Raw genomic sequence first — 22,478 nt, 5'->3', positions numbered from 1 at the left:
CCTTTGTCTGCGATGCCGGCGAACCATCATCGCAAAGGGGGGAGCGACGATCAGCGCGGCATCTGGATGGATGCGAAACAGGTAAAGCCGCTCTGCCCCGCCTGCAAGCGCCGGATATATTGCAGATAGGCCTGCGACTGGTTGTAGCTGGTGCCTGGCAGCGTCTGGCCGCGAAAGGCGCGCTTGACTTCCTCGCCGGTGAACGGCCGCGCCGCGCCCGGAAACGCCCCCTGGGTCCCCGGCGGGACAAGCTTGCCCGCCGCGTCGATGTAGCGGCCGGCGGCCGATGCGTCGGGCACCGGAATCTGGCAGTTCATCACCGATACCGCGGTCTGTGCAAAGGCGGGGCGGATGGTCAGCGCCGCCGACACGCCGACCGCGCCGAGCGCGAGCATCTTGCGCCGCGAGGGAACGGCTTCGTCGCCGGTCGCGGGCGCTTCGGTCGGGATGTCGCTGTCTTCCATGGCCGCGCATTAAACCAGTGAAGCCTTTAGGAAAAGCAAAAGACCGGCCGCCTCCCGCGCCCTTCCCGCTTTGGGACAGGCTGCGCCGCGATGGTAACCCGATGCACCGCCCCGCGAAGCGCCTTGCGCGCCGCGCCGCTTCGTGCGAGGCGCAGCGTCGATGTTCGACCGCCTGTCCAGCCTGGTTGCGGCGCTGACGCTTGTCGCCGTCGCGGCGATTTTCGCGGCGCTTGTCGGCGGCGACCTTGCCTCGATCGCGATCCTGGCACTCGCAGGGGCGCTCGGCGCGGTCCTTGTTTATGGCGCGCAGCCGCCGCCCGCCGCAACGCCGCCTGCCGTCGCCTCTCCGGTCCCCGCCGAACCGCCGCTGCTGCTGCGCCATCCCGATTTCACCCGCTGGGCCGATCAGGAGCGCGAACCGGTGCTGGGGGTAATCGACAATGTCGTCGCCATCGCCAACGATGCAGCGGTCCGCCTGCTCGGACGCCACATCGTCGGCGCCGACATCCGCACCGCGATCCGCCATCCGGTGGCGGCCGAATGGCTGTCGGCTGGCGACGTCGACACGGGCGCGATGACCGTCGATCTCGCCGACTATCCGCGGCCCGGCCAGCGCTGGACAATGCGGATCGCGACGCTGTCGCACGGCGGCCGCATCATCTTTTTGTCCGACCGCTCGGCGATCGATGCCGCCGACCGCATGCGGTCCGATTTCGTCGCCAACGCCAGTCACGAACTGCGCACGCCGCTTGCCGCGATCCTCGGCTATGTCGAGACATTGCAGGACATGAACGACGAGGCCGATGCCCCGACGCGCAACCGTTTCCTCGCGATCATCGAGCGCGAGGCGCGGCGGATGCAGCAGCTCGTCATCGACCTGCTGTCGATCTCGCGGGTCGAAGCCGATCGCTTCCGCCGCCCGACCACCCCGGTCGATCTCGCCGCCATCGTCCGCCATACGCTCGCCCAGATGAAGGACAGTGCGGAGGCGCGGCCGCAGGACATTGTCGATCGCCTCGGCGACGCTGCACAGCCGGTGCTGGGCGACGCGGCGCAGCTCGGCCAGCTCGTCCACAATATCGTCTCCAACGCGATGAAATACGGCCGCCCCGGCACCCCGGTGACGGTCGAACTGACGCGCGAAGGCCGCCGCGTCCGTCTGTCGGTCCAGGACGAAGGCGAAGGGATCGCGCCCGATCACCTCCCGCGCCTCACCGAACGCTTCTACCGCGTAGACGAAGCGCGCAGCCGCTCGGTCGGCGGCACCGGGCTGGGGCTGGCGATCGTCAAGCACATCAGCGAACGGCATAACGGCCAGCTCGATATTCAAAGCGAAGTTGGTAAGGGCACACGCGTGTCCGTGTCCTTCCCGCTGTCCGAAGCGCACTGACAAAGGACCGCATCGATGACGAACCGACCAACACATCTCGACGAAAGCGGCGCGGCGCATATGGTCGATGTCGGCGCGAAGGCCGCGACCGGTCGGCGTGCCGTCGCCGGCGGCCGCATCACGATGACGCCCGAAGCGCTCGCCGCGATCCGCGCTGGCGACGCGCCCAAGGGCGATGTGCTGTCGACCGCGCGCATCGCCGGCATCATGGCGGCCAAGCGAACCGCCGAGCTGATCCCGCTCTGCCACCCGCTGGCACTGACCAGCGTCGCCGTGGACTTCGACTGGGAGGCCGATGGCATTTCGGTCCGTGCGACCGCCGCGACGACCGGGCCGACGGGGGTCGAGATGGAGGCGCTAACTGCCGCGTCCGTCGCATTGCTGACGCTCTACGACATGGCGAAGGCGCTCGACCGGGCCATGGTAATCGGCGATATCCGCCTGCTCGAAAAGAGCGGCGGCCGGTCGGGCGACTGGCGCGCCGCATGAGCGCGCTGCTCGCGGTCGAAGAGGCCCAGGCGCGGCTGCTGGCGCTGAAGCCGCCGCTCGGCGCCGACAATATCGGCGTGGCGCAATGCGCCGGGCGCTATCTTGCACAGGACGTCGTCGCTGGGCGCGACCAGCCCGCCGCGGCGCTGTCGGCGATGGACGGCTATGCGATCCGCTTTGCCGATCTGCCCGGTCCGTGGACGATCGCCGGCGAAGTCGCCGCCGGCACCGCGCCCGCCCACGCGCTCGGCCCCGGCGAAGCGATCCGCATCTTCACCGGCGCGATGCTGCCGGCCAATGCCGATACCGTGGTGGTGCAAGAGGATGTCATCGCCGATGGCGCGCGCCTGACGCTCACCGGCGATGGCCCCGCGTCGCGTGGACGCCATGTCCGCGCCCGGGCAAGCGATTTTGCAGCGGGAGCGCATTTGCTCACGGCGGGATGTCTCCTCTCTCCCGGCGCGCTCGCCGCCGCCATCATGGGCGGTGCGGGCGACCTGATCGTCGGGGGACGCCCGCGCGTCGCGATCCTGACGACAGGCGACGAACTGGTCGCGCCCGGGCGTGCGCTCGCGCCCGGTCAGATACCCGACAGCAACGGCACGATGCTCGCCGCGATGCTCGCCGCCGAACCCGCCGACGTCACGCTGCCGCTGCGCGCGCGCGACGATCGCGGCGTTCTCGCCAATATATTGGGCGATATGGCGCGGCGGCACGATGTCATCGTTACCGTTGGCGGCGCGTCGGTGGGCGATCACGACCATGTCCGCGGCGCGCTCGACGATGCGGGCGGGCAGCTCGATTTCTGGAAGATCGCGATGCGCCCCGGCAAGCCGCTGATCGCCGGCCGGATCGGCGACGCGATCCTGCTCGGCCTGCCGGGCAATCCGTCCTCGGCGTTCGTGACCACGACGCTCTTTCTGCTACCGCTCGTCCGCTACCTTGCCGGGGCGGCCGCGCCGTTGCCGGAGGTCAGCCAGGCCCCCCTCGCGGTTCCACTCGGGCCCGGCGGGGCAAGGCGCGATTATCTGCGCGCGCGCCTCGACAAGGGACTGCTCACCCCCTGCGACGGACAGGACAGCGGCCAGACGCAACCGCTGATCTCTGCCAACGCGCTGATCGTCCGCGATATCGGCGCAGCACCCCGCGCGGCGGGGGAGCTTGCAAACTATATCGCGATCGCTTGACAAGTTCCGGTCTGTTCCACTATCGTTCCCCTTATGTCCAGCAACGCCATAATGGAGAACGACCGATGTTGACCGCGAAGCAGCACGAACTGCTCCACTTCATCCAGGAACGGCTCGACGCCAGCGGCATCTCGCCGTCGTTCGAGGAAATGAAGGAGGCGCTGGGCCTCAAGTCGAAATCGGGCATCCACCGGCTGATCAGCGCGCTCGAGGAACGCGGCTTCCTGCGCCGCCTGCCCAATCGTGCGCGTGCGCTCGAAGTGTTGAAGCTGCCCGATGCGGCCAAGCCCAAAACGCGGAGCGACAGTGACAATGTGGTGCCGCTGCGCAAGCCCGCACCGGCGCTGAAGCCCATCGCCGCGAACGACATTATCGAAGTGCCGCTGCACGGCAAGATTGCCGCCGGCGTCCCGATCGAGGCGTTTGAGGATTATAACCGGCTCGCCGTTCCCGCCGCGTTGCTCGGCGCGGGCGAACATTATGCGCTCGAAGTATCGGGCGACTCGATGGTCGAGGCGGGGATTTTCGACGGCGATTATGCGCTGATCCAGAAGGCGAGTACCGCGCGCGAGGGCGATATCGTCGTCGCGCTCGTCGACGGACAGGACGCAACGCTCAAATATTTCCACCGCGAAGGCCGGATGGTGCGCCTCGATCCCGCCAACAGCGCCTATGAACCGCAGCGTTACGAAGCCGATCGCGTTATGGTGCAAGGTCGGCTGTCGGGACTGCTTCGTCGTTACCACTAAGCTCGTGCGGGCGACGCCATGGATGCGTATCGCCCGCGCGCAGCGCCGAAACGAGCCGCGGCTTTGTGCCCAGATAGAGCACAAGGCCGCCGCTTTGTTCCAGCGTATCGCGGTCGATCGTCAGCCAGCGCGCGACGCATTCGCGCGGTAGCCAGCGTTCGCTGATGACCACATCGGCGGCGGCGCAGGCGGCCGCCATCTCCTCACCCGCGATCCGGTCGCGCCGTGCGCGGCGAGGATGACGCGCGGCGCATCGCCTCTGCCCTGTGTCCAGCGGCAGAAATCGCGATTGCAATCGACATGGTCGAGATCGCCGAGCGCAACGAGCGGCGTGTCGATCCCCGCCGCTTCGGCCATCGCGTCGCGTACGAAATCGCCGGCACGATCGCGCAGCATGGCATAGCCGCCGCCCGGCACGGCGGCCGCGATATGCCGCCCGTCGCCGGTCACGAGCAGGTCGGGGCGCGGCTGTGCGAGCAGCACCGCCATCCCCGCCATGGCGCAAAGAAGCCCGATCCATTGCGCCGCGGTCGGCAAAGCGACCCACAGCGCGATCCCCGCGCCGAAGGCCACGGGAAGCCAGAGCGGCAGCCGCTCGCACTCGGTCTCCAGGCGCCTCTCGAGCGCCGCCGGCAAGGCGCCGAACCATGAAAGCGTTTGCGCGGCAATGGGCGTTTGAAGCGTGCTTGTCGCCATGCTAGGGGCAGCCCCGAAATCCGCCGCGGTCCCTGTTCGCGGCCGGCAGCCTGAGTGAAAGAGGCCAGAGTGGCAACCGAAAACAAAACCGAATTGGCAAAAGCGACCCCCGAAGCGACGGGCGCCGCCGTCGTCACCCGCTTCGCCCCCTCCCCCACGGGATATCTGCACATCGGCGGCGCGCGGACCGCGCTGTTCAACTGGCTTTTCGCACGCCATCACGGGGGCAAGTTCCTGCTGCGGATCGAGGATACCGACCGCGCACGCTCGACCGACGCCGCGATCGACGCGATTCTCGACGGGATGCAGTGGCTCGACCTCGATTGGGACGGCGAGACCGTCTATCAGTTCGCGCGCGCGGCACGCCATGCCGAGGTTGCACACGAGCTGCTCACCAAAGGCGCGGCCTATCGCTGCTATCTGACGCAGGATGAACTCGCCGCGATGCGCGCCGAAGCGCAGGAAAAGCGCATCCCCTTCCGCGTCCGCAGCCCGTGGCGCGACCGGGACGACGGCGATCCCGCCGCGCCGCACGTCCTCCGCCTGCGCGCGCCGCAGGACGGTGCGGTGACGATCCACGACCGCGTGCAGGGCGAGGTGACGGTCCAGAATGCCGAGCTCGACGATTTCATCCTGCTCCGCAGCGACGGCACCCCGACCTATATGCTCAGCGTCGTCGTCGACGATAACGACATGGGGATCACCCATGTCATCCGCGGCGACGATCACCTGAACAACGCCTTCCGCCAACTCGCGCTGATCCGTGCAATGGCGTGGCGCGAGCCGGTTTATGCGCACGTCCCGCTGATCCACGGCGCCGATGGCGCAAAGCTGTCGAAACGCCACGGCGCGCTCGGCGTCGATGCTTATCGCGACGAGCTTGGCTATCTGCCCGAGGCGGTGAACAATTATCTGCTCCGCCTCGGCTGGGGGCATGGCGATGCCGAAATCATCAGCCGCGAGCAGGCGGTCGAATGGTTCGATCTTGCGAATGTCGGCCGCTCGCCGTCGCGCTTCGATTTCAAGAAGCTCGAGAATCTGAACGGTCATTATATCCGCGAGGCCGACGATGCCCGGCTTGCGGGCCTGGTGGCGCCGCGCATCGAGACGCTGGTCGGCCGCGCGCTCGACAGCGACGACCGCGCATTGCTGGCGCGCGCGATGGACGTGCTCAAGCCGCGCGCCAAGACGCTGGACGAGATTGCCGAGGGCGCCGTCTTCCTGTTTGCTGTGCGTCCGCTGGCGGTCGAAGAGAAAGCTGCCGCGCTAATCGCCGAAGCCCCGGAAGGCTTGCTGGCGAATGTCACCGACCGCCTGCGCGCGCTCGGCGACTGGTCGCACGATGCCATCGAGGCGGCGGTGCGCGAGACGAGCGAGTCGGCCGGAGTTGGCCTTGGCAAGCTGGCTCAACCGCTGCGCGCCGCGCTGACCGGCCGCACCGTTTCTCCGGGCATTTTCGACGTCTTGCTGCTATTGGGGCGCGACGAGAGCCTGGCGCGACTTGACGCAGCGCACAATTATCCGGCAGGGGCGTAGCCACTCACTCTCCCGCCCGCAGATCAGGGGAAAAAATATGACCGACCAGACCGCGAAAATCACCCTGGGCGACAAGATTGTCGAGAGTCCGGTGCTGAAGGGCACCGTCGGCCCCGACGTCGTCGACATCCGCAAATTCTACGGCCAGACCGGCGCCTTCACCTATGATCCGGGCTTCACCTCGACCGCGAGCTGCGAGTCGAAGCTGACCTATATCGACGGCGACGAAGGCGTCCTGCTCCACCGCGGTTATGCGATCGGCGATCTTGCCGAACATTCGACCTTCATGGAGGTCGCCTATCTGCTCCTGAACGGCGAATTGCCGAGCGGCGACGAGCTGGCGAAGTTCGATACCACGATCACGCGCCACACGATGCTGCACGAACAGCTTGCGACCTTCTATCGCGGCTTCCGCCGCGACGCGCACCCGATGGCGATCATGTGCGGCGTCGTTGGCGCGCTGTCGGCCTTTTATCATGATTCGACCGAAATCCACGATCCGCACCAGCGCATGATCGCGAGCCACCGCCTGATCGCCAAGATGCCGACGATCGCGGCGATGGCCTATAAATATTCGGTGGGTCAACCCTTCATCTATCCGCAAAACGACCTCAGCTACACGCATAATTTCCTGCGCATGACCTTCGGCGTTCCGGCCGAGGAATATGAGGTTGATCCGGCGGTCGTCCGCGCGCTCGACCGCATCTTCATCCTGCATGCCGACCATGAGCAGAATGCGTCGACTTCGACCGTTCGCCTTGCGGGTTCGTCGGGCGCCAATCCCTTCGCGTGCATCGCGGCGGGCATCGCCTGCCTGTGGGGACCGGCGCATGGCGGGGCCAACGAAGCCGCGCTCAACATGCTGCGCGAAATCGGCCGCCCCGAACGCATCCCCGAATATATCGCGCGCGCGAAGGACAAGGATGACCCGTTCCGCCTGATGGGCTTCGGCCACCGCGTGTACAAGAATTACGACCCGCGTGCGACGGTGATGCAGAAAACCGTGCGCGAGGTGTTCACCGCGCTCAAGGTCAACGATCCGGTCTTCGACGTCGCGCTGCAGCTTGAGGAAATGGCTCTCAACGACGATTATTTCGTCGAAAAGAAGCTCTTCCCCAATGTCGACTTCTATTCGGGCGTCATCCTGTCGGCGATCGGCTTCCCGACCACGATGTTCACCGCGTTGTTCGCGCTCGCCCGTACCGTCGGCTGGGTCGCGCAGTGGAACGAGATGATCTCGGACCCCGCGCAGAAGATCGGCCGCCCACGCCAGCTCTACACCGGCCCGACGCAGCGCGCCTACGTCCCGGTCGACAAGCGCTGAGGACGGACCGGGAGCCTGTCCCGGTTCAGAATCGATTGCAGAAAGGGGCCGCATGTGCGGTCCCTTTTTTGTGCGCCCGCCAGAGCGGAGCCGTCAATCGATGCGCTCCAGAAGCTCGGCAAGCTTGCCGAACATCGCGTCGATCTCCGCCTTTTCGACGATCAGCGGCGGCGACAGCGCGATGATGTCGCCCGTCGCGCGGACCAGAAGCCCATTGTCGAAGGCGGCGTGGAACAACTCCATCGCCCGCGCCGTCGGGGCGCCGGGTCGCGGTTCGAGCTCAATGCCGGCGACAAGCCCGATCGAGCGGATGTCGATGATGTGGCGCCGCCCCTTCAGCCTGTGCGCCGCATCCTCCCAATAGCCGGCGAGTTCGTTCGCCCGTTCGAACAGCCCCTCGCGCGCATAAAGATCGAGCGTCGCGAGCCCCGCCGCGCTCGCAAGCGGATGGCCCGAATAAGTATAGCCGTGGAACAGCTCGATCCCGCCCGGCACGCTTTCGATCACCGCGTCGTGCAGCTCGCTCTTCACCGCGACCGCGCCCATCGGCACCGCCGCGTTCGTGAGCCCTTTCGCCATGGTGATGATATCGGGGGTCACCCCCCACGCCTCGGCAGCGGTCGCCGCGCCGACCCGGCCGAATGCTGTAATTACCTCGTCGAAGATCAGGATGATGCCATGCCGGTCGCAGATCTCGCGCAGCCGCTGGAGATAACCGGCCGGGGGAATCAGCACGCCGGTGGATCCCGCCATCGGCTCGACGATCACCGCCGCGATCGTTTCGGCGCCATGCAGGTCGACGAGCCGCTGAAGGTCGTCGGCGAGTTCGGCGCCGTGTGCCGGGAAACCGCGCGTAAAGGCGTTGCGCGCCAGATCGTGCGTGTGCCGCAGATGATCGGTTCCGGGCAGCCCCGGCCAGGTGCGGCGATTGCTGACGATCCCGCCGACGCTGATTCCGCCGAAACCGACGCCATGATAGCCGCGCTCGCGCCCGATCAGCCGCGTGCGCGTCCCCTGCCCCTTCGCGCGCTGCACCGCGAGCGCGATCTTGAGCGCGGTATCGACCGATTCGGACCCGCTGTTGGTAAAGAATATCCGGTCGAGCCCTTCGGGCATCAGCGCCGCGAGACGCTGCGCCAGCTCGAAGGGCAGCGGATGGCCAAGCTGGAAGGTCGGCGCGAAATCGAGCGTTGTCGCCGCCTTGGCGATGGCTTCGGCAATTTCGGGCCGGCAGTGGCCGGCATTGCTGCACCAGAGGCCCGAGGTGCCGTCGAGGATCCGGCGTCCGTCGCCCGACTGATAATACATCCCGCTCGCTGCGACGAGCTGGCGCGGATGGGCCTTGTAGGAACGGTTCGCGGTGAAGGGCATCCAGAAGCTTGCCAGCTGGTCGTTGTCACCCTGCATCGTCATGTTCCTCTTCCCAAGAATCGTCATCGCGAGGAGCCGAAGGCGACGCGGCAATCCGTTCGCAATGACGATGCGTAATCTGGGCGCAATCTGGCGAGCTACCGTGCGACTGGCAATGCCCGAAATGACCGATAACGGCCCCTCTGGCGCTCCGGCGGACTTCGCTATACGCTGCACCTTCCACAAACGGGCCGGCTCCTCGGCCCAATCGGGGGCGCATGTCAGCCAATCTGGAACAATGGATCAGCGACCATAATATCGACGAAGTCGAATGTATCGTTCCCGACATCAACGGGGTCCAGCGCGGCAAGGTTCTGCCCGCCAAGAAATTCCTCGCTTCGGTCAAGGACAAGTCGCTGCGTATCCCCGGCAGCGTCTTCATCTGCACGATCGACGGCCATTATCCCGAGGATATCGACGATATCTGGGACAAGGATCCCGACAAGATCCTGCTTGCCGACCCCGATACCATCTGCGTCGCGCCGGGCTTCACCTCGCCGACGGCCTTCGTCATTGCCGATGCCTATAATGGCGACGGGACCGAGGTCGATATCGCGCCGCGGACGATCCTGAAAAAGGTGCTGGGCCTTTACCAGGACAAGGGATGGAAGCCGATCATCGCGCCCGAGGTCGAATTCTATCTCGTCTCGCAGAACACCGACCCCGACTTTCCGTTGACGCCGCCGACCGGCCAGTCGGGCCGGGCGGAAACCGCGAGCCAGCCCTATGGCCTTGAAGCCATGAACGAATATGAGGATATCATCGATCATATCTATGACGATTGCGAGCTCATGGGGCTCGATATCGACACGATGATCCACGAAATGGGCGCCGCACAGCTCGAGGTGAATTTCATGCACGGCGATCCGCTGCGGCTCGCCGACGAGGTGTTTCTCTTCAAACGCGTCGTCCGCAACGTCGCGAAACAACACAGCGTCTATGCCACCTTCATGGCGAACCCGATGGCCGGTCAGCCGGGAAGCGCGATGCACATTCACCAATCGGTCGTCGATGCCGAGACGGGGCGCAACCTGTTCGCGACCGCCAACGGCCGCGACAGCGCGGCCTTTCGATCCTATGTCGCGGGGCTGATTCGCTTCATGCCGCAAATCTCGCCCATGTGGGCGCCCAATGTGAACAGCTTTCGCCGGATGCGTCCCGACAGCGCGGCGCCGATCAACGTCCAGTGGGGCGTCGACAACCGGTCATGCGGCTTTCGCATTCCAGTGTCCGACAAGAATAACCGCCGCGTCGAAAACCGCCTGCCCGGCGCCGACAGCAATCCCTATCTGGCGATCGCGGCCTCGCTCGTCTGCGGCTATATCGGCATGATCGACCGCATGGTTCCGCCCAAGCCGATCACCGGCAGCGCCTATAACCGCGCCCGCACCCTGCCGCGCACGCTGGAAGCCGCGCTCGACCGGTTCAGCTCGTGCAAGAAGGTCCGCAACCTGCTCGGCGACGATTTTTTCGAAATCTTCTACGCCGTGAAGGATTATGAGCTGTTCAACTATCAGTCGGTGGTGTCGAGCTGGGAGCGCGAACATCTGCTGATGCGCGTTTGACGCGCGCGACGCCATGACCGACCCGCTGAGCCACAGCTATTATGCCGCGACGGCGAATCCGTGGCGGCCGCTTCGTTCAACGGCGGACGATCTGGAGTGCGACGTCGCTGTGATCGGCGGCGGCTTCACAGGCCTTTCGGCCGCTTTGGCCTGCGCGGAGCGCGGCTTTTCGGTGATCCTAATCGAGCGCGAGCATGTCGGCTTCGGGGCCTCGGGGCGCAACGGCGGGCAGCTGATACCGGGATTGCGCTGGACTACATCCGAGTTGGAGGAAGAGTTCGGCCGCGAGCGCGCCGATGCACTGTTCGACCTGTGCTGGCGCAACAATCGCGTCAAAGCGCGGATCGAAAACCATGGCATCGATTGCGACCTAAAAGCGGGCCATCTGGAGGCAGCGTGGACGCCGAAAGACTTCGACGCCATGCAACGCGAAGCCGCCTTTCTCGACACACGCTTCAGTTATACAACCGAAGTCGTCACAAAATCCGCGATGGGCGCGCATATCTCGAGCCCCTTATATCATGGTGGAATCCATGATCCGCAGGGCGGCCATTTCCACCCGCTTAATTATGCCATCGGCCTAGCGAAGGCGGCGGAGGCCATGGGGGTGCGCATCCTGGAGAATGAACGCGTCGAACAAATTGTAAACTTCAGCGACGGATCGAGCGGGCTGTTCACAACACGGGACATCATCGAAGCTCGTTACGTCATCGACGCCACCGATAGCTGGATCGGCGAGGTCGAGCCCGACCTCGGGCGCTACACGGTACCGATCATGAACTATAATATCGCGACGGCGCCGCTCGCGAACGCCGATGCACTGCTGCCCAGCGACGCCGCGGTCGCCGACAGCCGTTTCGTGCTCAACTATTTCCGCCTGTCGGCCGACAAGCGCCTGATCTTCGGCGGCGGCGAGCGTTATTCGCAGACGCCGCCGCGCGACATCGCCGCGTTCGTGCGTCCGTTCATGGTCGCGGTGTTTCCGCAGATCGCCGATACCAAGATCGACTATGGCTGGGGCGGTGCGGTCGCGGTGACGATGAACCGGCTGCCGCATATCGGGCGGCGCGGGAACGTCTTTTTCGCCCACGGATTTTCGGGGCATGGCGCGCTGATCACGACGACCGTCGGCGAGTTGATCGCCGAGGCGCTGGCGGGGACCGCCGAACGCTTCGACGTGCTCGCGAGCCTGCCGTCGCGCCCCTTCCCCGGCGGCAAATGGCTGCGCCGCCCGCTCGCGACGCTGGGCCTTCTCTATTACGCACTGAAAGACAGGCTGGGATGATCGCCGACGCCGCCATCGCCCGCGTCGCCGCGCGCGAGGCCGATCGTTTCCGCGCCGACAACCCGCACGCTTTCGCGCATCAGGCCGCGGCGACCGGCTGGTTCCAGTCGGTGCCCTTCCACTGGATGAAGGATTGGCCCAGCCCGGCCCCGATCGTCGCCGCCTCGGCCAAGGACGCGACGCTGACCAGCATCGACGGGCGAACCTATGACGATTTCTGCCTTGGCGACACGGCCAGCCTGTTCGGCCATTCGCCGCCCGCGCTCGCGGCCGCGCTCGCACGGCAGGCGGCCGAGGGGCTGAGCTATATGCTGCCCACCGCCCGCGGTGCCGCGCTGGCCGCGAAGCTTTCGGCCATGTTCGGCTTTCCGCAATGGCAGGTGACGACCACGGCGAGCGAAGCCAATCGCGCCGTCATCCGCTGGTGCCGCGGGATCAGCGGGCGCCCGAAAATCCTCACCTTCAACGGCGCCTATCATGGCGCCGTCGACGATGTGTTCGTCGATCTGAAAGACGGCGCGCCGGTGATGCGCGCCAGCCTGATCGGCCAGGTCCACGATCTTTGCGGCACGACGACGGTGATCGAGTTCAACGATGCGGGCGCGCTTGCCGCCGCGCTGCGCGGCGGCGATATCGCCTGCGTCCTCGCCGAACCCGTCATGACCAACGTCGGCATGGTGCAGGACGCGCCGGGCTTCCTCGAAACGCTGCGCAGCCTGTGCGACGAGACGGGCACACTGCTGGTTTTCGACGAAACGCACAGCATCTCGTCGGGCTATGGCGGCCATGCCCGCACGCATGGCCCGATGGCCGATCTGATGGTCGTCGGAAAGTCGATCGGCGGCGGCGTGCCGTGCGCCGTCTATGGTTTCAGCGTCGCGGTCGCGGATCGCATGGCGGCGCTCAACCGGGCGCGCCCGCCGGGGCATAGCGGCATCGGCACGACGCTCTCCGCCAACGCGCTTGCGATCACCGCGATGGACGTCATGCTCGGCGAGGTCATCACCCCCACCGCCTATGACGCCATGCTGCGCGGTGCCGCGCGGCTGGTCACGGGGCTGGAGCGCGAAATCGCCGCTGCGTCGCTCGACTGGCACGTCACGCAGGTCGGCGCCCGCGTCGAGTTTCTGACCTGTCCCGTCCCGCCCCGCAGCGGCGGCGAGGCGAGGGCGGCGATGCACCCCGCGCTGGAGGCCGCGATCCACATTTTCCTCGCCAACCGGGGAATTTTGCTGGCGCCATTTCACAATATGATGTTGGTGAGCCCGGTGACCGGCGACGACCAGATCGACCGGCTGGTCGGCGGCTTCGCCGACTGCATCAAGGCGCTGAAGGAGTAGTGGGGCAATGGCGAAGTCGTCGGGCGTGATCGCGCCGCGGGCGGAGGCCGAGGAATTCTTCCGGGCCAATCCCGACATCGATTCGATCGAGATGATCTATACCGACATGGGCGGCGTCCCGCGCGGCAAGCGGCTGCGCCAACATGAAGTGCTCGCTGTCTATGAAAGCGGACGCATGTTCCCCGGCTCGATCACCGTCGTCGACATCACTGGGCAGGACACCGTCGAAACAGGCCTTGTCTGGGAAGATGGCGACGCCGACCGATCGATGAAGCCGATCCCCGGCACCCTTGTCCGCACCCCGTGGGGCGGCGATCAGGCCGCGCAGTTCCTTGTCGATTTCTATGAACTCGACGGCACGCCGCACGACCTCGATCCCCGCCATGTGCTCGGCCGCGTGATCGACCGCTACACCGCCGACGGCCTGACCCCGGTGCTTGCAGTCGAGCTGGAATTCTACCTGCTCGACCCGCGCCGCGCGCGGGACGGGTCTGTGCGCCCCGCCCGCCCCGGCTACAGCCGCGACACGCCGCGCAATGTCGAAGTCTATGGCCTGCGTGAACTCGACGACTTTCGTCCCTTCTTCGACGCCCTCTATGCGGCGACCGACGTGCAGGGCCTGCCGCTCGAAAGCGCGATCAGCGAATTTGCGCCGGGCCAGTTCGAGCTGACGCTGCGCCACAAGCCGGACGCGCTGCGCGCCTGCGACGACGCCATCATGTACAAGCGCCTGGTCAAGGCGATCGCGCAGCAACATGGGCTCGAAGCGACCTTCATGGCCAAGCCTTTCGCCGAACAGGCAGGGAGCGGGATGCACATCCACGTCTCGGTCAACGATGCCGCGGGCGGCAATATCTTTGCGAGCGACGATCCGGAGGGCACCGATGCGCTGCGCCACGCGATCGGCGGCATGATCGGCAGCGTGGGCGACGGCTTTGCGCTCTTTGCCCCGCACGCCAACAGCTATCGCCGGTTCAAGGCGAACAGCTACGCCCCCGTAGCGCCGACGTGGGGGGTCAACAATCGCACCGTGTCCTTCCGCATCCCGGCCGGGCCGCCGCCAAGCCGGCATGTCGAGCATCGCGCCTGCGGCGCCGATGCCAATCCCTATCTCGCGGTAGCCGCCGTGCTCGCCGGCATGCATCACGGAATGACAAGCCGGACCGACCCGGGTCCGGCGGTCGTCGGCAACGGCTATGATCGCGACGCCTCGGGCGACGACAAGCCGCCGTCGAACTGGTTCGCGGCCGTCGACCGCTTCCACGCCTCGGCGCTGATGCGCGATTATCTCGGCGACCGCTTCGTCGACATGTTCAGCATCGTGAAGCGGGTCGAACAGGATCGCTATTTCGGGACGGTGCCGACGATCGACTACGACTGGTATCTGCGCAACGCATAGCGACTTGCCTGGGCCACGACGCACGAAAATGTCACGGATTCGTGTTGCGGTGCAAAAAAGCCTCTTTTCACGCCGACATTAATGAGTCAGCTTGCGGTCACAATCAGGGAGGCCAGCCATGGATTTGAACGAACTGCTCGCGCAGGGCCGCAATCGCCGCTCGCTGCTTCAGGCGATGGGCGTCGCCGCAATCGGGATCAGCTTCGGCGGCCTCGTCGCGTGCAGCAAGGGCAGCGACAAGAAACTTGCCAACGGCGAAGAGGCCAAGCTCAACTTCTACAACTGGGACACCTATATCGGCGAAACGACGCTCGACGATTTCAAGGCGTCGACGGGCGTCGATGTCACGATGGACCTGTTCGACAGCAACGACACGCTGTTCGCGAAGTTCAAGGCGGGCAATCCCGGCTATGACGTCATCGTGCCGTCGAACGACTTTGTCGAACGCATGGCGCGCGCCGACATGCTGATGCCGCTCGATCATGCGCAGATCCCGAACATGAAGAATATCGACCCCAGCTTCCTGAACGTCGATTATGATCCGGGCCGCAAATTCTCGATGCCTTACACCTGGCTGGTTCTGGGCATCGGCTATCGCAAGTCGAAGGTGAAGACCGCGCCCGACAGCTGGAAGGTCCTGTTCGACAGCGACGAATATAAGGGCCGCATGGCCTGGCTGTCGGAGGCCGGCGACATGTTCCGCCTCTATGGCAAATATCTCGGAGAATCGGTCAATTCGCTGACGCCGGAGGATATTCAGACCATTTCGGCGATGATGATCAAGCAAAAGCCCTATGTGAAGAAATTCCACGAGGATGACGGGCAGGATCTGCTGCTCAAGGGCGACGTCGATGTCGTGCTCGAATATAATGGCGACATCGCACAGGCGATGACCGAGGATCCTGATCTCGATTTCGTTGTGCCGAAAGAAGGCAGCCAGCTCAATTCGGATACGCTGTGCATTCCGAAAGGTGCGCCGCACCCGAAGAACGCCCACGCTTTCATCAACTATATGCTCGATGCCGAGGTCGACAAGAAGATCACCGAAACGATCCTCTACCCGACCCCCAATGCCGCCGCCAAGGCGCTGATGCCCGACAGCTACAAGGACAATCCGGTCATCTTCCCGCCCGCGGACGTGCTCGCCAAGTGCGAATATGCGAAGTTCAACGAAAAGCTTCAGCCACTCTACGAGGAAGCCTTTACGAAGGTGCGGGCGTCGTAACGGTCTGAAAGGGGCATCGGGGGGATGGCCGAGCAGGACTGGAAAGTGAACAAGCGGGTCTTCGCGGCGGTGTCGGTTCCGACCCTGCTGTGGACCCTCCTGTTCTTCGTCATCCCGATGGCGATCGTCTGGTTCTACAGCTTCGGCGAGAACCGCGGCCTGACCGAGATCGAATTTTCGGGAACGCTCGAAAATTACAAGCGCGCGACCGAATTTCTCTATCTGTCGATCTTCGGCAAAAGCTTCGCGGTTGCGGCGCTCGTTACGCTGATCTGCCTGATCGTCGGCTTTCCCGTGGCGATGGCGATCACCTTCGCAAGCGAGAAATGGCGGCCATGGCTGCTGCTCGGCATCATGCTGCCCTTCTGGACCAATTTGCTGATCCGCACCTACGCACTGATGATGCTACTCGGCACCCAGGGCTTTGCCAACAAGGGGCTCGGCGCGCTGTGGGACGGTGCGAGCTGGCTCAAGACGCTCGTCGGGATGCAGCCGCTTCCGACATGGGAGCCGGTGCAACTGCTCTTCAACAATTTCGCGGTCGTCTTCGGGCTGGTCTATGTCCATCTGCCCTTCATGGTGCTGCCGCTCTACGCCGCGCTTGACCGGCTCGACCGCAGCCTGATCGAGGCAAGCCTCGACCTTGGCGCCGGGCATTTCCGCACGATCATGCGCATCGTCGTGCCGCTCGCCGCGCCGGGTATCGTCGCCGGCGTGATGATCACGCTGATCCCCGCGCTCGGCGCCTATCTCACGCCGGACCTGATGGGCGGGACCGACAGCCAGATGATCGCAAACGTTATCGAACGGCAGTTCAAGAAGGCGAACGACTGGCCGTTCGGCGCTGCGCTCTCTTTCATCCTCATCTATGCGATGTTCATCCTGATCGCGCTGCAATCGATGCGGCGCAAGGTGCCGGAGGCGCGCTGATGGCGATCTTTTCCCGCACCCCGCGCGCGCCGCTCGAATATAGCCGCACCTTATGGATGCGGCTGTGGGTCGGCGCGGTCATGGTCTTTCTCTACGCGCCGCTGGTCGTGCTGATGATCTTCAGCTTCAACGACAGCAAGCGCAACGTCGTCTGGCGCGGCTTCACCTTCAAATATTATGACAAGGCCCTCGGCAACGACGTGCTGGTCGAAGCGCTCGTCAACTCGCTCACCATCGCGGCGCTCGCGACGCTTATCAGCCTGATCCTCGGCGCCGTCGCGGCGGTGATGCTCTGGCGTTTCCGCTTCCCGTTGAAGGGCGCGGTGGACGGAACGATTTCGCTGCCGATCATCGTTCCCGAAATATGCATGGGCGTCGCCTTCCTGATCTTTTTCGCCAAATGGCTCGAATGGCCGACCGACCTGATCTGGCCCTTCAATCTCGGCGCGATCATCATTGCCCACATCACCTTCTGCTTTCCGTTCGTGACGATGGTGGTGCGATCGCGCCTCGCCACCTTCAACCGCGAGCAGGAGGAAGCAGCAAAGGATCTCGGCGCCGGCGAATGGGCGGTGTTCCGCGATGTGCTGATCCCGCACATGCGCCCGGCGCTGATCGCGGGCGCGCTGCTGTCCTTCACGCTCAGCCTCGACGATTTCGTCATCACCTATTTCACCAGCGGCCCCGACACGATCACCTTCCCGGTAAAGGTCTATTCGATGGTCCGCTTCTCGGTGACGCCCGAAGTCAACGCGGCATCGACGCTGCTCATCCTCCTCACCATCCTGCTCACCGCCGTCGCGCTGAAACTTCAGGGCGTCAAAGCCATTGCGGAAACCCACTGACCATGACCGACGCGCCCAAGCCGATCATCCAGATCCAGAATATCTCCAAACGCTTCGGCAAGGTGACTGCGGTCGATAACGTCAGCCTCGACATCATGGCGGGCGAATTCTTCGTGCTGCTCGGCCCGTCGGGCTGCGGCAAGACGACGCTGTTGCGCATGATCGCCGGCTTCGAATTGCCGACCGAAGGCCATATCCTGATCGACGGGCAGGACATGGCCGGTATCCCGCCGAACAAGCGGCCGGTGAACATGGTGTTCCAGAGCTATGCCGTCTTTCCGCACATGAGCGTCGCCGACAATGTCGCCTACGGCCTCAAGATCGCTGGCGTGCGCGGCGGCGAGGTCAAGGACCGCGTTGCCGAAGCGCTCGAGCTGGTAAAGCTCGGCGGCTTCGAAGACAGGATGCCCGACCAGATGTCGGGCGGCCAGCGGCAGCGCGTCGCGCTGGCGCGCAGCCTCATCATGCGGCCGAAGGTGCTGCTTCTCGACGAACCGCTGTCCGCGCTCGACGCCAAATTGCGCGCGCAGATGCAGTTCGAGCTCGCCGATCTTCAGGATCAGGTCGGCATCACCTTCGTCACCGTGACGCACGACCAGGACGAAGCGCTGTCGATGGCGAGCCGCATCGCGGTGATCAACAAGGGCGACGTGGCGCAGCTCGCCGGGCCTTCGGACCTGTACGAATATCCCGCCAATCGCTTCGTCGCCGATTTCGTCGGTTCGGTGAACATCTTCGAAGGCAAGCTGACGCTCGACGAACCCGATCGCGCCGCGGTCGACTGCCCCGGATTGGGGCGCGTCTATCTGAATCATGGCGTGACCGGCCCGCATGGCGCCGACGTCTGGGTCGCGCTGCGGCCCGAGAAGATCTATCTGCACGTTCCGGGCGAAGGCAAAGCGGTGCGCGCCGCGGCGCAGGACGCCCCCGAGGGGCATAATTTCGCGCGCGGCACGATCAAGGGCATGAGCTATCTCGGCGATATCACCCTTTACGACATCGAACTCGAATCGGGCGCGCGGCTACGCGTGTCGCGCCCCAATCTGTCGCGCCACGACCAGGAGGATTTCACCTGGGACGACAAGGTCAGCATGCACTGGCGCGCCGACAGTCCGGTGGTTTTGCTGGGCTGACGGCAACCCTTGCACCATTGTCACCCCGGACTTGATCCGGGGTCCATGACTTCCGGCGCCGCGGTGGATCCCGGATCAAGTCCGGGATGACGAAATCAATGGGCCCTCTTGCCCGGCACGAAGTGCAGCACTCCGACGATCACGCTGCCGAGCAGCAATCCGAAGATACCGTCGCCGGTCGCCTTGATGAGCCACGTCCAAAGCCCTTCGAGCGGAAGTCCGCCCGCGACCGAATGAGCCAGCGATTCGAGCGCTTCGGCGATGCCGCCGATATGATATTCGTGCAGGCCGTGCAGCACGATCTGCCCGCCGACCCACAACATGGCGGCCGTGCCGATCGTCGCGAGCGCCGCCAGCAGACTGGGCATGAGGTTAACCAGCGCGCGCCCGATCGCCTGCCGCGCCGCCGATCCGCGCTTGGCCATATGCAGGCCGATGTCGTCCATTTTCACGATCAACCCGACCACGCCATAGACCGCGATGGTAATCAGCACCGCAACCAGCGCAAGCGTGGCGCCGCGCATCACGAGATGTTCGTCCAGCACTTCGTTGAGCGCGATCACCATGATTTCGGCCGACAGGATGAGATCGGTGCGCACCGCCCCCTTCACCATCGTCTCTTCATGATCCTTGTCGGCCACGATCTCGGCGTCCTCGGCAAGGCTCGTCTTGTCCTTCTGCAGTGCGTGGATGACCTTCTCCGCACCCTCAAAGCAGAGATAGGCGCCGCCCATCATCAACAGCGGCGTGATCGCCCAGGGCAGGAACGTCGACAGCAGCAGCAGCGCCGGCAAGATCAGCACCAGCTTGTTGAACAGCGATCCCTTGGTGATCCGCCAGATGATCGGCAATTCGCGATCGGGCGTGAAGCCGGTGACGTAACGCGGCGTCACCGCGGTATCGTCGACCACCACCCCCGCGGCCTTGGCGCCGGCCTTCGACGCCGCGGCGCCGACGTCGTCTATGCTCGCCGCAGCAACCTTGGCGATCGTGGCAACATCATCGAGCAGCGCAAAAAGGCCGGATGGCATGGGGGTCGATCCTTTTACTGGATATATATGCCCTCAACCCGCTCGTCCTGAGCGTGTCGAAGGACCGTTCTTCTCTTCACGTCTAGAGAAGAAAACAGTGCTTCGACAAGCTCAGCACGAACGGGAATGGCAAGAAATCGCTAGAGCGCCCGCAGCTTCGGCATCACCTCGTCGAGCGATTTGCGGATGATCGTCACCATCTCGTCGATCTGTTCGGTGGTGATGACCAGCGGCGGGCACATGACCAGGCTGTCGCGGATACCGCGCACCATCAGCCCGTTCGCGATGCACGCGTCGCGCGCCATCGGGCCGGCGGTCCCTTCGGCACCGCCGAACCGCGCGCGCGTCTCCTTGTCAGCGACGATCTCGACCGCACCAAGGAGGCCGATCGAGCGCGTTTCACCGACGAGCGGATGATCGTCCAGCGGCGCAAGCGCTTTCGCCAGATGCGGACCCGTCACGCTGCCGGTGCGTTCGACCAGCCCTTCGCGTTCGATGATCTCGATATTCTTGAGCGCGACCGCCGCAGCGACCGGATGGCCCGAATAGGTAAAGCCGTGGACGAAATCGCCGCCGGTCTTGAGCACGTCGACGACATGGCTCGCCACCGCGGTCGCCGAGATCGGAAGGTAGCCCGACGAAAGCCCCTTCGCCATCGGCATCAGGTCGGGCGTGAAACCCATCGTTTCATGCCCCCACATCTTCCCGGTGCGCCCGAAGCCGCAGATGACTTCGTCGGCCACGAGCAGCAGTCCATATTTGCGCACCACCGCCTCGACCTTCGGCCAATAGCCCTTGGGCGGGATGATGACCCCGCCGGCGCCCTGAACCGGCTCGCCGATGAAGGCGGCGCAATTTTCGGGACCGACTTCCAAGATCTTGTCCTCGATCGCAGCCACGCAGGCATCGCAGAATTCCTCCTCGGTCATCCCCTGCCCTTCGCCGTAGAAATAGGGCTGGCGGACATGTTCGACACCGGGGATCGGCAGGTCGCCCTGCGCGTGCATGGCCTTCATCCCGCCGAGCGATACGCCCGCGACGGTCGAACCGTGATAGGCATTCCAGCGGCTGATGAAGACGGTCCGTTTGGGCTCGCCCTTCAGCTTCCAATAATGGCGCACCATGCGGAACACCGTGTCGTTCGCCTCGCTGCCCGAGGCGTTGAAAAAGATGTGCGGCAGGCGCCCGCCGGTGAGCTCGGCGATCTTCGCCGCGAGCGTCACCGTCGGCGGCGTCGCGGTCTTGAAAAAGGTATTATAGAAAGGCAGTTCGCGCATCTGCGCTGCCGCAGCCTCGACCAGTTCCTCGCGGCCATAGCCGACATTGACGCACCAGAGGCCCGCCATGCCATCGAGGATACGGTGGCCGTCGCCATCGACGATCGTGCAGCCTTCGGCATGGGTGATGATGCGGCTGCCGCCGAGTTTTTCGATTTCGGCCCAGTCGGCCTGCGCGGGAAGATGGTGCGCGACGTCGAGACGGCGCAGTTCGGCGATGTCGTGATTACGGGGCATGTTTCTGATCCTGAAACTCCCCTCCCGCAGGCGGGAGGGGTTGGGGGTGTGCACGCGCAAGCGCGCTCCGAAGGACGAGAGGATGGACGTTCGCCTGTGGCTCACCCCACCCCCGCCCCTCCCGCCAGCGGGAGGGGAGTTCTCCAATCAGGGCGAAAAGCTGATCCGCGCGAGATAGCGATCATATCGGGTGACGCGGCGGTTCATAGTTCGCCTCTTAGCGCGCGGCCGAGAAGGTGGAAATAGGTCTGGCTCTGATCATTGCCGTCGGTCGCCCATTCGGGGTGCCATTGCACCGCGAGCAGCGGCGCGCCGTTCGGCCGCGCGCTATAGGCCTCGACCAGCCCGTCAGGCGCGCGCGCCTCGACCGCCAGGCTGTCGGCGAGCGCACCGATGCCTTGATAATGAACCGAATTGACCTCGAGCGAGGGCGCGGCATAGGCCGACGCAAGCAGGCCGCCTTCGACGAGATCGACCTTGTGCCGATGATCGAACATCGCGTCGAAAGCGGCATCGTCGGGCGCGTGATGGTGCAGCAGTTCGTCGCTCGCCGACGTATCGCGGCGCAGCGTTCCGCCCAGCGCCACGTTGATCTCCTGAAAACCGCGGCAGATGCCGAAGAGCGGGCGCTGTGTGGTGATCGTCGCTTCGACAAGCTCGATCATCATCCGGTCGCGATCGGGATCGAACGGCCCCTCGCCTTCCGCCGGATCGCCATAGAGCGCCGGCGCGACATTCGACGGCGTTCCGGTGAGCAGCACGCCGTCGAGCCGCCCGACGATCTCGCGCGCTTGCATATGATCGGGAAGCGACGGGATGATGAGCGCCGCGCAATCTGCGTAGCGCATCGCGGCGGTCGCATAGCGGTTGATCACCGTTTGCGCGACCTCTGTCCCGACGGTGCGGTTGCAGGCGATAATACCGAGGACGGGGCGCGCGGACATGCCCCCGTGCTGCCGCGTTTTG

The 22,478-nt window shown here is 65.0% G+C and carries 20 protein-coding genes; 14 read left to right on the top strand and 6 right to left on the bottom strand.

Annotated features, from left to right (window positions below; translation table 11 throughout):
* Positions 1 to 50 precede the first annotated feature (50 nt).
* Positions 51 to 464: a hypothetical protein gene (locus tag MU856_RS04435; RefSeq protein WP_263588451.1), complete on the bottom strand. Its 414-nt coding sequence runs from the start codon at positions 462 to 464 to the stop codon at positions 51 to 53.
* Positions 465 to 624: 160 nt separating this feature from the next.
* Here MU856_RS04435 and MU856_RS04430 point away from each other — a divergent pair, with 160 nt between their 5' ends.
* From MU856_RS04430 to lexA, 4 genes are all read left to right on the top strand, one after another.
* A complete protein-coding gene (locus MU856_RS04430; RefSeq protein WP_263588450.1) occupies positions 625 to 1,854 on the top strand; it encodes a sensor histidine kinase in 1,230 nt (409 codons plus the stop codon).
* Between the two features lie 15 nt (positions 1,855 to 1,869).
* A complete protein-coding gene (gene moaC, locus MU856_RS04425; protein ID WP_062902226.1) occupies positions 1,870 to 2,343 on the top strand; it encodes a cyclic pyranopterin monophosphate synthase MoaC in 474 nt (157 codons plus the stop codon).
* A complete protein-coding gene (locus MU856_RS04420) occupies positions 2,340 to 3,530 on the top strand; it encodes a molybdopterin molybdotransferase MoeA (protein ID WP_263588449.1) in 1,191 nt (396 codons plus the stop codon). Before moaC ends, MU856_RS04420 begins: the two co-directional genes overlap by 4 nt.
* 65 nt (positions 3,531 to 3,595) lie before the next feature.
* Positions 3,596 to 4,279: a transcriptional repressor LexA gene (lexA, locus tag MU856_RS04415; protein ID WP_058813269.1), complete on the top strand. Its 684-nt coding sequence runs from the start codon at positions 3,596 to 3,598 to the stop codon at positions 4,277 to 4,279.
* 120 nt (positions 4,280 to 4,399) lie between these two features.
* On the opposite strand, the gene MU856_RS04410 is transcribed toward lexA, so the two are convergent.
* A complete protein-coding gene (locus tag MU856_RS04410) occupies positions 4,400 to 4,975 on the bottom strand; it encodes a hypothetical protein (RefSeq protein WP_234180170.1) in 576 nt (191 codons plus the stop codon).
* A 69-nt stretch (positions 4,976 to 5,044) separates the two neighbouring features.
* Here MU856_RS04410 and gltX point away from each other — a divergent pair, with 69 nt between their 5' ends.
* On the top strand, positions 5,045 to 6,511 hold the full coding sequence (gene gltX / locus MU856_RS04405) for a glutamate--tRNA ligase (protein ID WP_234180168.1): 1,467 nt from the start codon (positions 5,045 to 5,047) through the stop codon (positions 6,509 to 6,511).
* A gap of 37 nt (positions 6,512 to 6,548) precedes the next feature.
* Positions 6,549 to 7,835, top strand: a complete 1,287-nt coding sequence (locus MU856_RS04400; RefSeq protein WP_062902222.1) for a citrate synthase — start codon at positions 6,549 to 6,551, stop codon at positions 7,833 to 7,835.
* Positions 7,836 to 7,928: 93 nt separating this feature from the next.
* Here MU856_RS04400 and MU856_RS04395 read toward each other — a convergent pair whose 3' ends face one another.
* Positions 7,929 to 9,248, bottom strand: coding sequence for an aspartate aminotransferase family protein (locus MU856_RS04395; RefSeq protein WP_263588448.1), 1,320 nt, complete (start codon positions 9,246 to 9,248; stop codon positions 7,929 to 7,931).
* Positions 9,249 to 9,463: 215 nt separating this feature from the next.
* Here MU856_RS04395 and MU856_RS04390 point away from each other — a divergent pair, with 215 nt between their 5' ends.
* The 8 genes from MU856_RS04390 (at position 9,464) to MU856_RS04355 (ending at position 18,967) form a co-directional block, all read left to right on the top strand.
* Positions 9,464 to 10,810 carry a glutamine synthetase family protein gene (locus tag MU856_RS04390; RefSeq protein WP_263588447.1) on the top strand — a complete coding sequence of 449 codons (1,347 nt, stop codon included), beginning with the start codon at positions 9,464 to 9,466 and terminating at the stop codon, positions 10,808 to 10,810.
* 13 nt (positions 10,811 to 10,823) lie between these two features.
* The gene (locus MU856_RS04385; protein ID WP_234180165.1) at positions 10,824 to 12,095 is read left to right on the top strand and encodes an NAD(P)/FAD-dependent oxidoreductase; all 1,272 of its coding nucleotides are present in this window, start codon (positions 10,824 to 10,826) and stop codon (positions 12,093 to 12,095) included.
* Positions 12,092 to 13,435: a transaminase gene (locus MU856_RS04380; protein ID WP_263588446.1), complete on the top strand. Its 1,344-nt coding sequence runs from the start codon at positions 12,092 to 12,094 to the stop codon at positions 13,433 to 13,435. The genes MU856_RS04385 and MU856_RS04380 overlap by 4 nt, the downstream gene beginning before the upstream one ends.
* Positions 13,436 to 13,442: 7 nt before the next feature.
* Positions 13,443 to 14,834 carry a glutamine synthetase family protein gene (locus MU856_RS04375; protein ID WP_234180161.1) on the top strand — a complete coding sequence of 464 codons (1,392 nt, stop codon included), beginning with the start codon at positions 13,443 to 13,445 and terminating at the stop codon, positions 14,832 to 14,834.
* 118 nt (positions 14,835 to 14,952) lie between these two features.
* Entirely contained in the window at positions 14,953 to 16,059 is a 1,107-nt protein-coding gene (locus MU856_RS04370; protein ID WP_263588445.1) for an ABC transporter substrate-binding protein, read from the top strand.
* Between the two features lie 24 nt (positions 16,060 to 16,083).
* Positions 16,084 to 16,989 (top strand): ABC transporter permease, encoded by a 906-nt coding sequence (locus MU856_RS04365; protein WP_263588444.1) that lies wholly within the window; start codon positions 16,084 to 16,086, stop codon positions 16,987 to 16,989.
* Entirely contained in the window at positions 16,989 to 17,834 is an 846-nt protein-coding gene (locus tag MU856_RS04360; RefSeq protein ID WP_058813279.1) for an ABC transporter permease, read from the top strand. The genes MU856_RS04365 and MU856_RS04360 overlap by 1 nt, the downstream gene beginning before the upstream one ends.
* A gap of 2 nt (positions 17,835 to 17,836) precedes the next feature.
* Positions 17,837 to 18,967 carry an ABC transporter ATP-binding protein gene (locus MU856_RS04355; RefSeq protein WP_263588443.1) on the top strand — a complete coding sequence of 377 codons (1,131 nt, stop codon included), beginning with the start codon at positions 17,837 to 17,839 and terminating at the stop codon, positions 18,965 to 18,967.
* Between the two features lie 95 nt (positions 18,968 to 19,062).
* On the opposite strand, the gene MU856_RS04350 is transcribed toward MU856_RS04355, so the two are convergent.
* From MU856_RS04350 to MU856_RS04340, 3 genes are all read right to left on the bottom strand, one after another.
* Positions 19,063 to 19,998, bottom strand: a complete 936-nt coding sequence (locus MU856_RS04350) for a DUF808 domain-containing protein (protein WP_234180153.1) — start codon at positions 19,996 to 19,998, stop codon at positions 19,063 to 19,065.
* 140 nt (positions 19,999 to 20,138) lie between these two features.
* Positions 20,139 to 21,512, bottom strand: coding sequence for an aspartate aminotransferase family protein (locus MU856_RS04345; RefSeq protein ID WP_263588442.1), 1,374 nt, complete (start codon positions 21,510 to 21,512; stop codon positions 20,139 to 20,141).
* Between the two features lie 203 nt (positions 21,513 to 21,715).
* Positions 21,716 to 22,456, bottom strand: a complete 741-nt coding sequence (locus MU856_RS04340; protein WP_234180149.1) for a gamma-glutamyl-gamma-aminobutyrate hydrolase family protein — start codon at positions 22,454 to 22,456, stop codon at positions 21,716 to 21,718.
* Between the last annotated feature and the right edge of the window lie 22 nt (positions 22,457 to 22,478).

Origin of the sequence: Sphingopyxis sp. GC21 (assembly GCF_025727575.1) — a bacterium.
Classification (GTDB): Bacteria; Pseudomonadota; Alphaproteobacteria; order Sphingomonadales; family Sphingomonadaceae; genus Sphingopyxis; species Sphingopyxis terrae_A.
The sequence above is the reverse complement of the archived record's forward strand: the minus strand, read 5'-3'. Positions and strand labels throughout refer to the sequence as shown.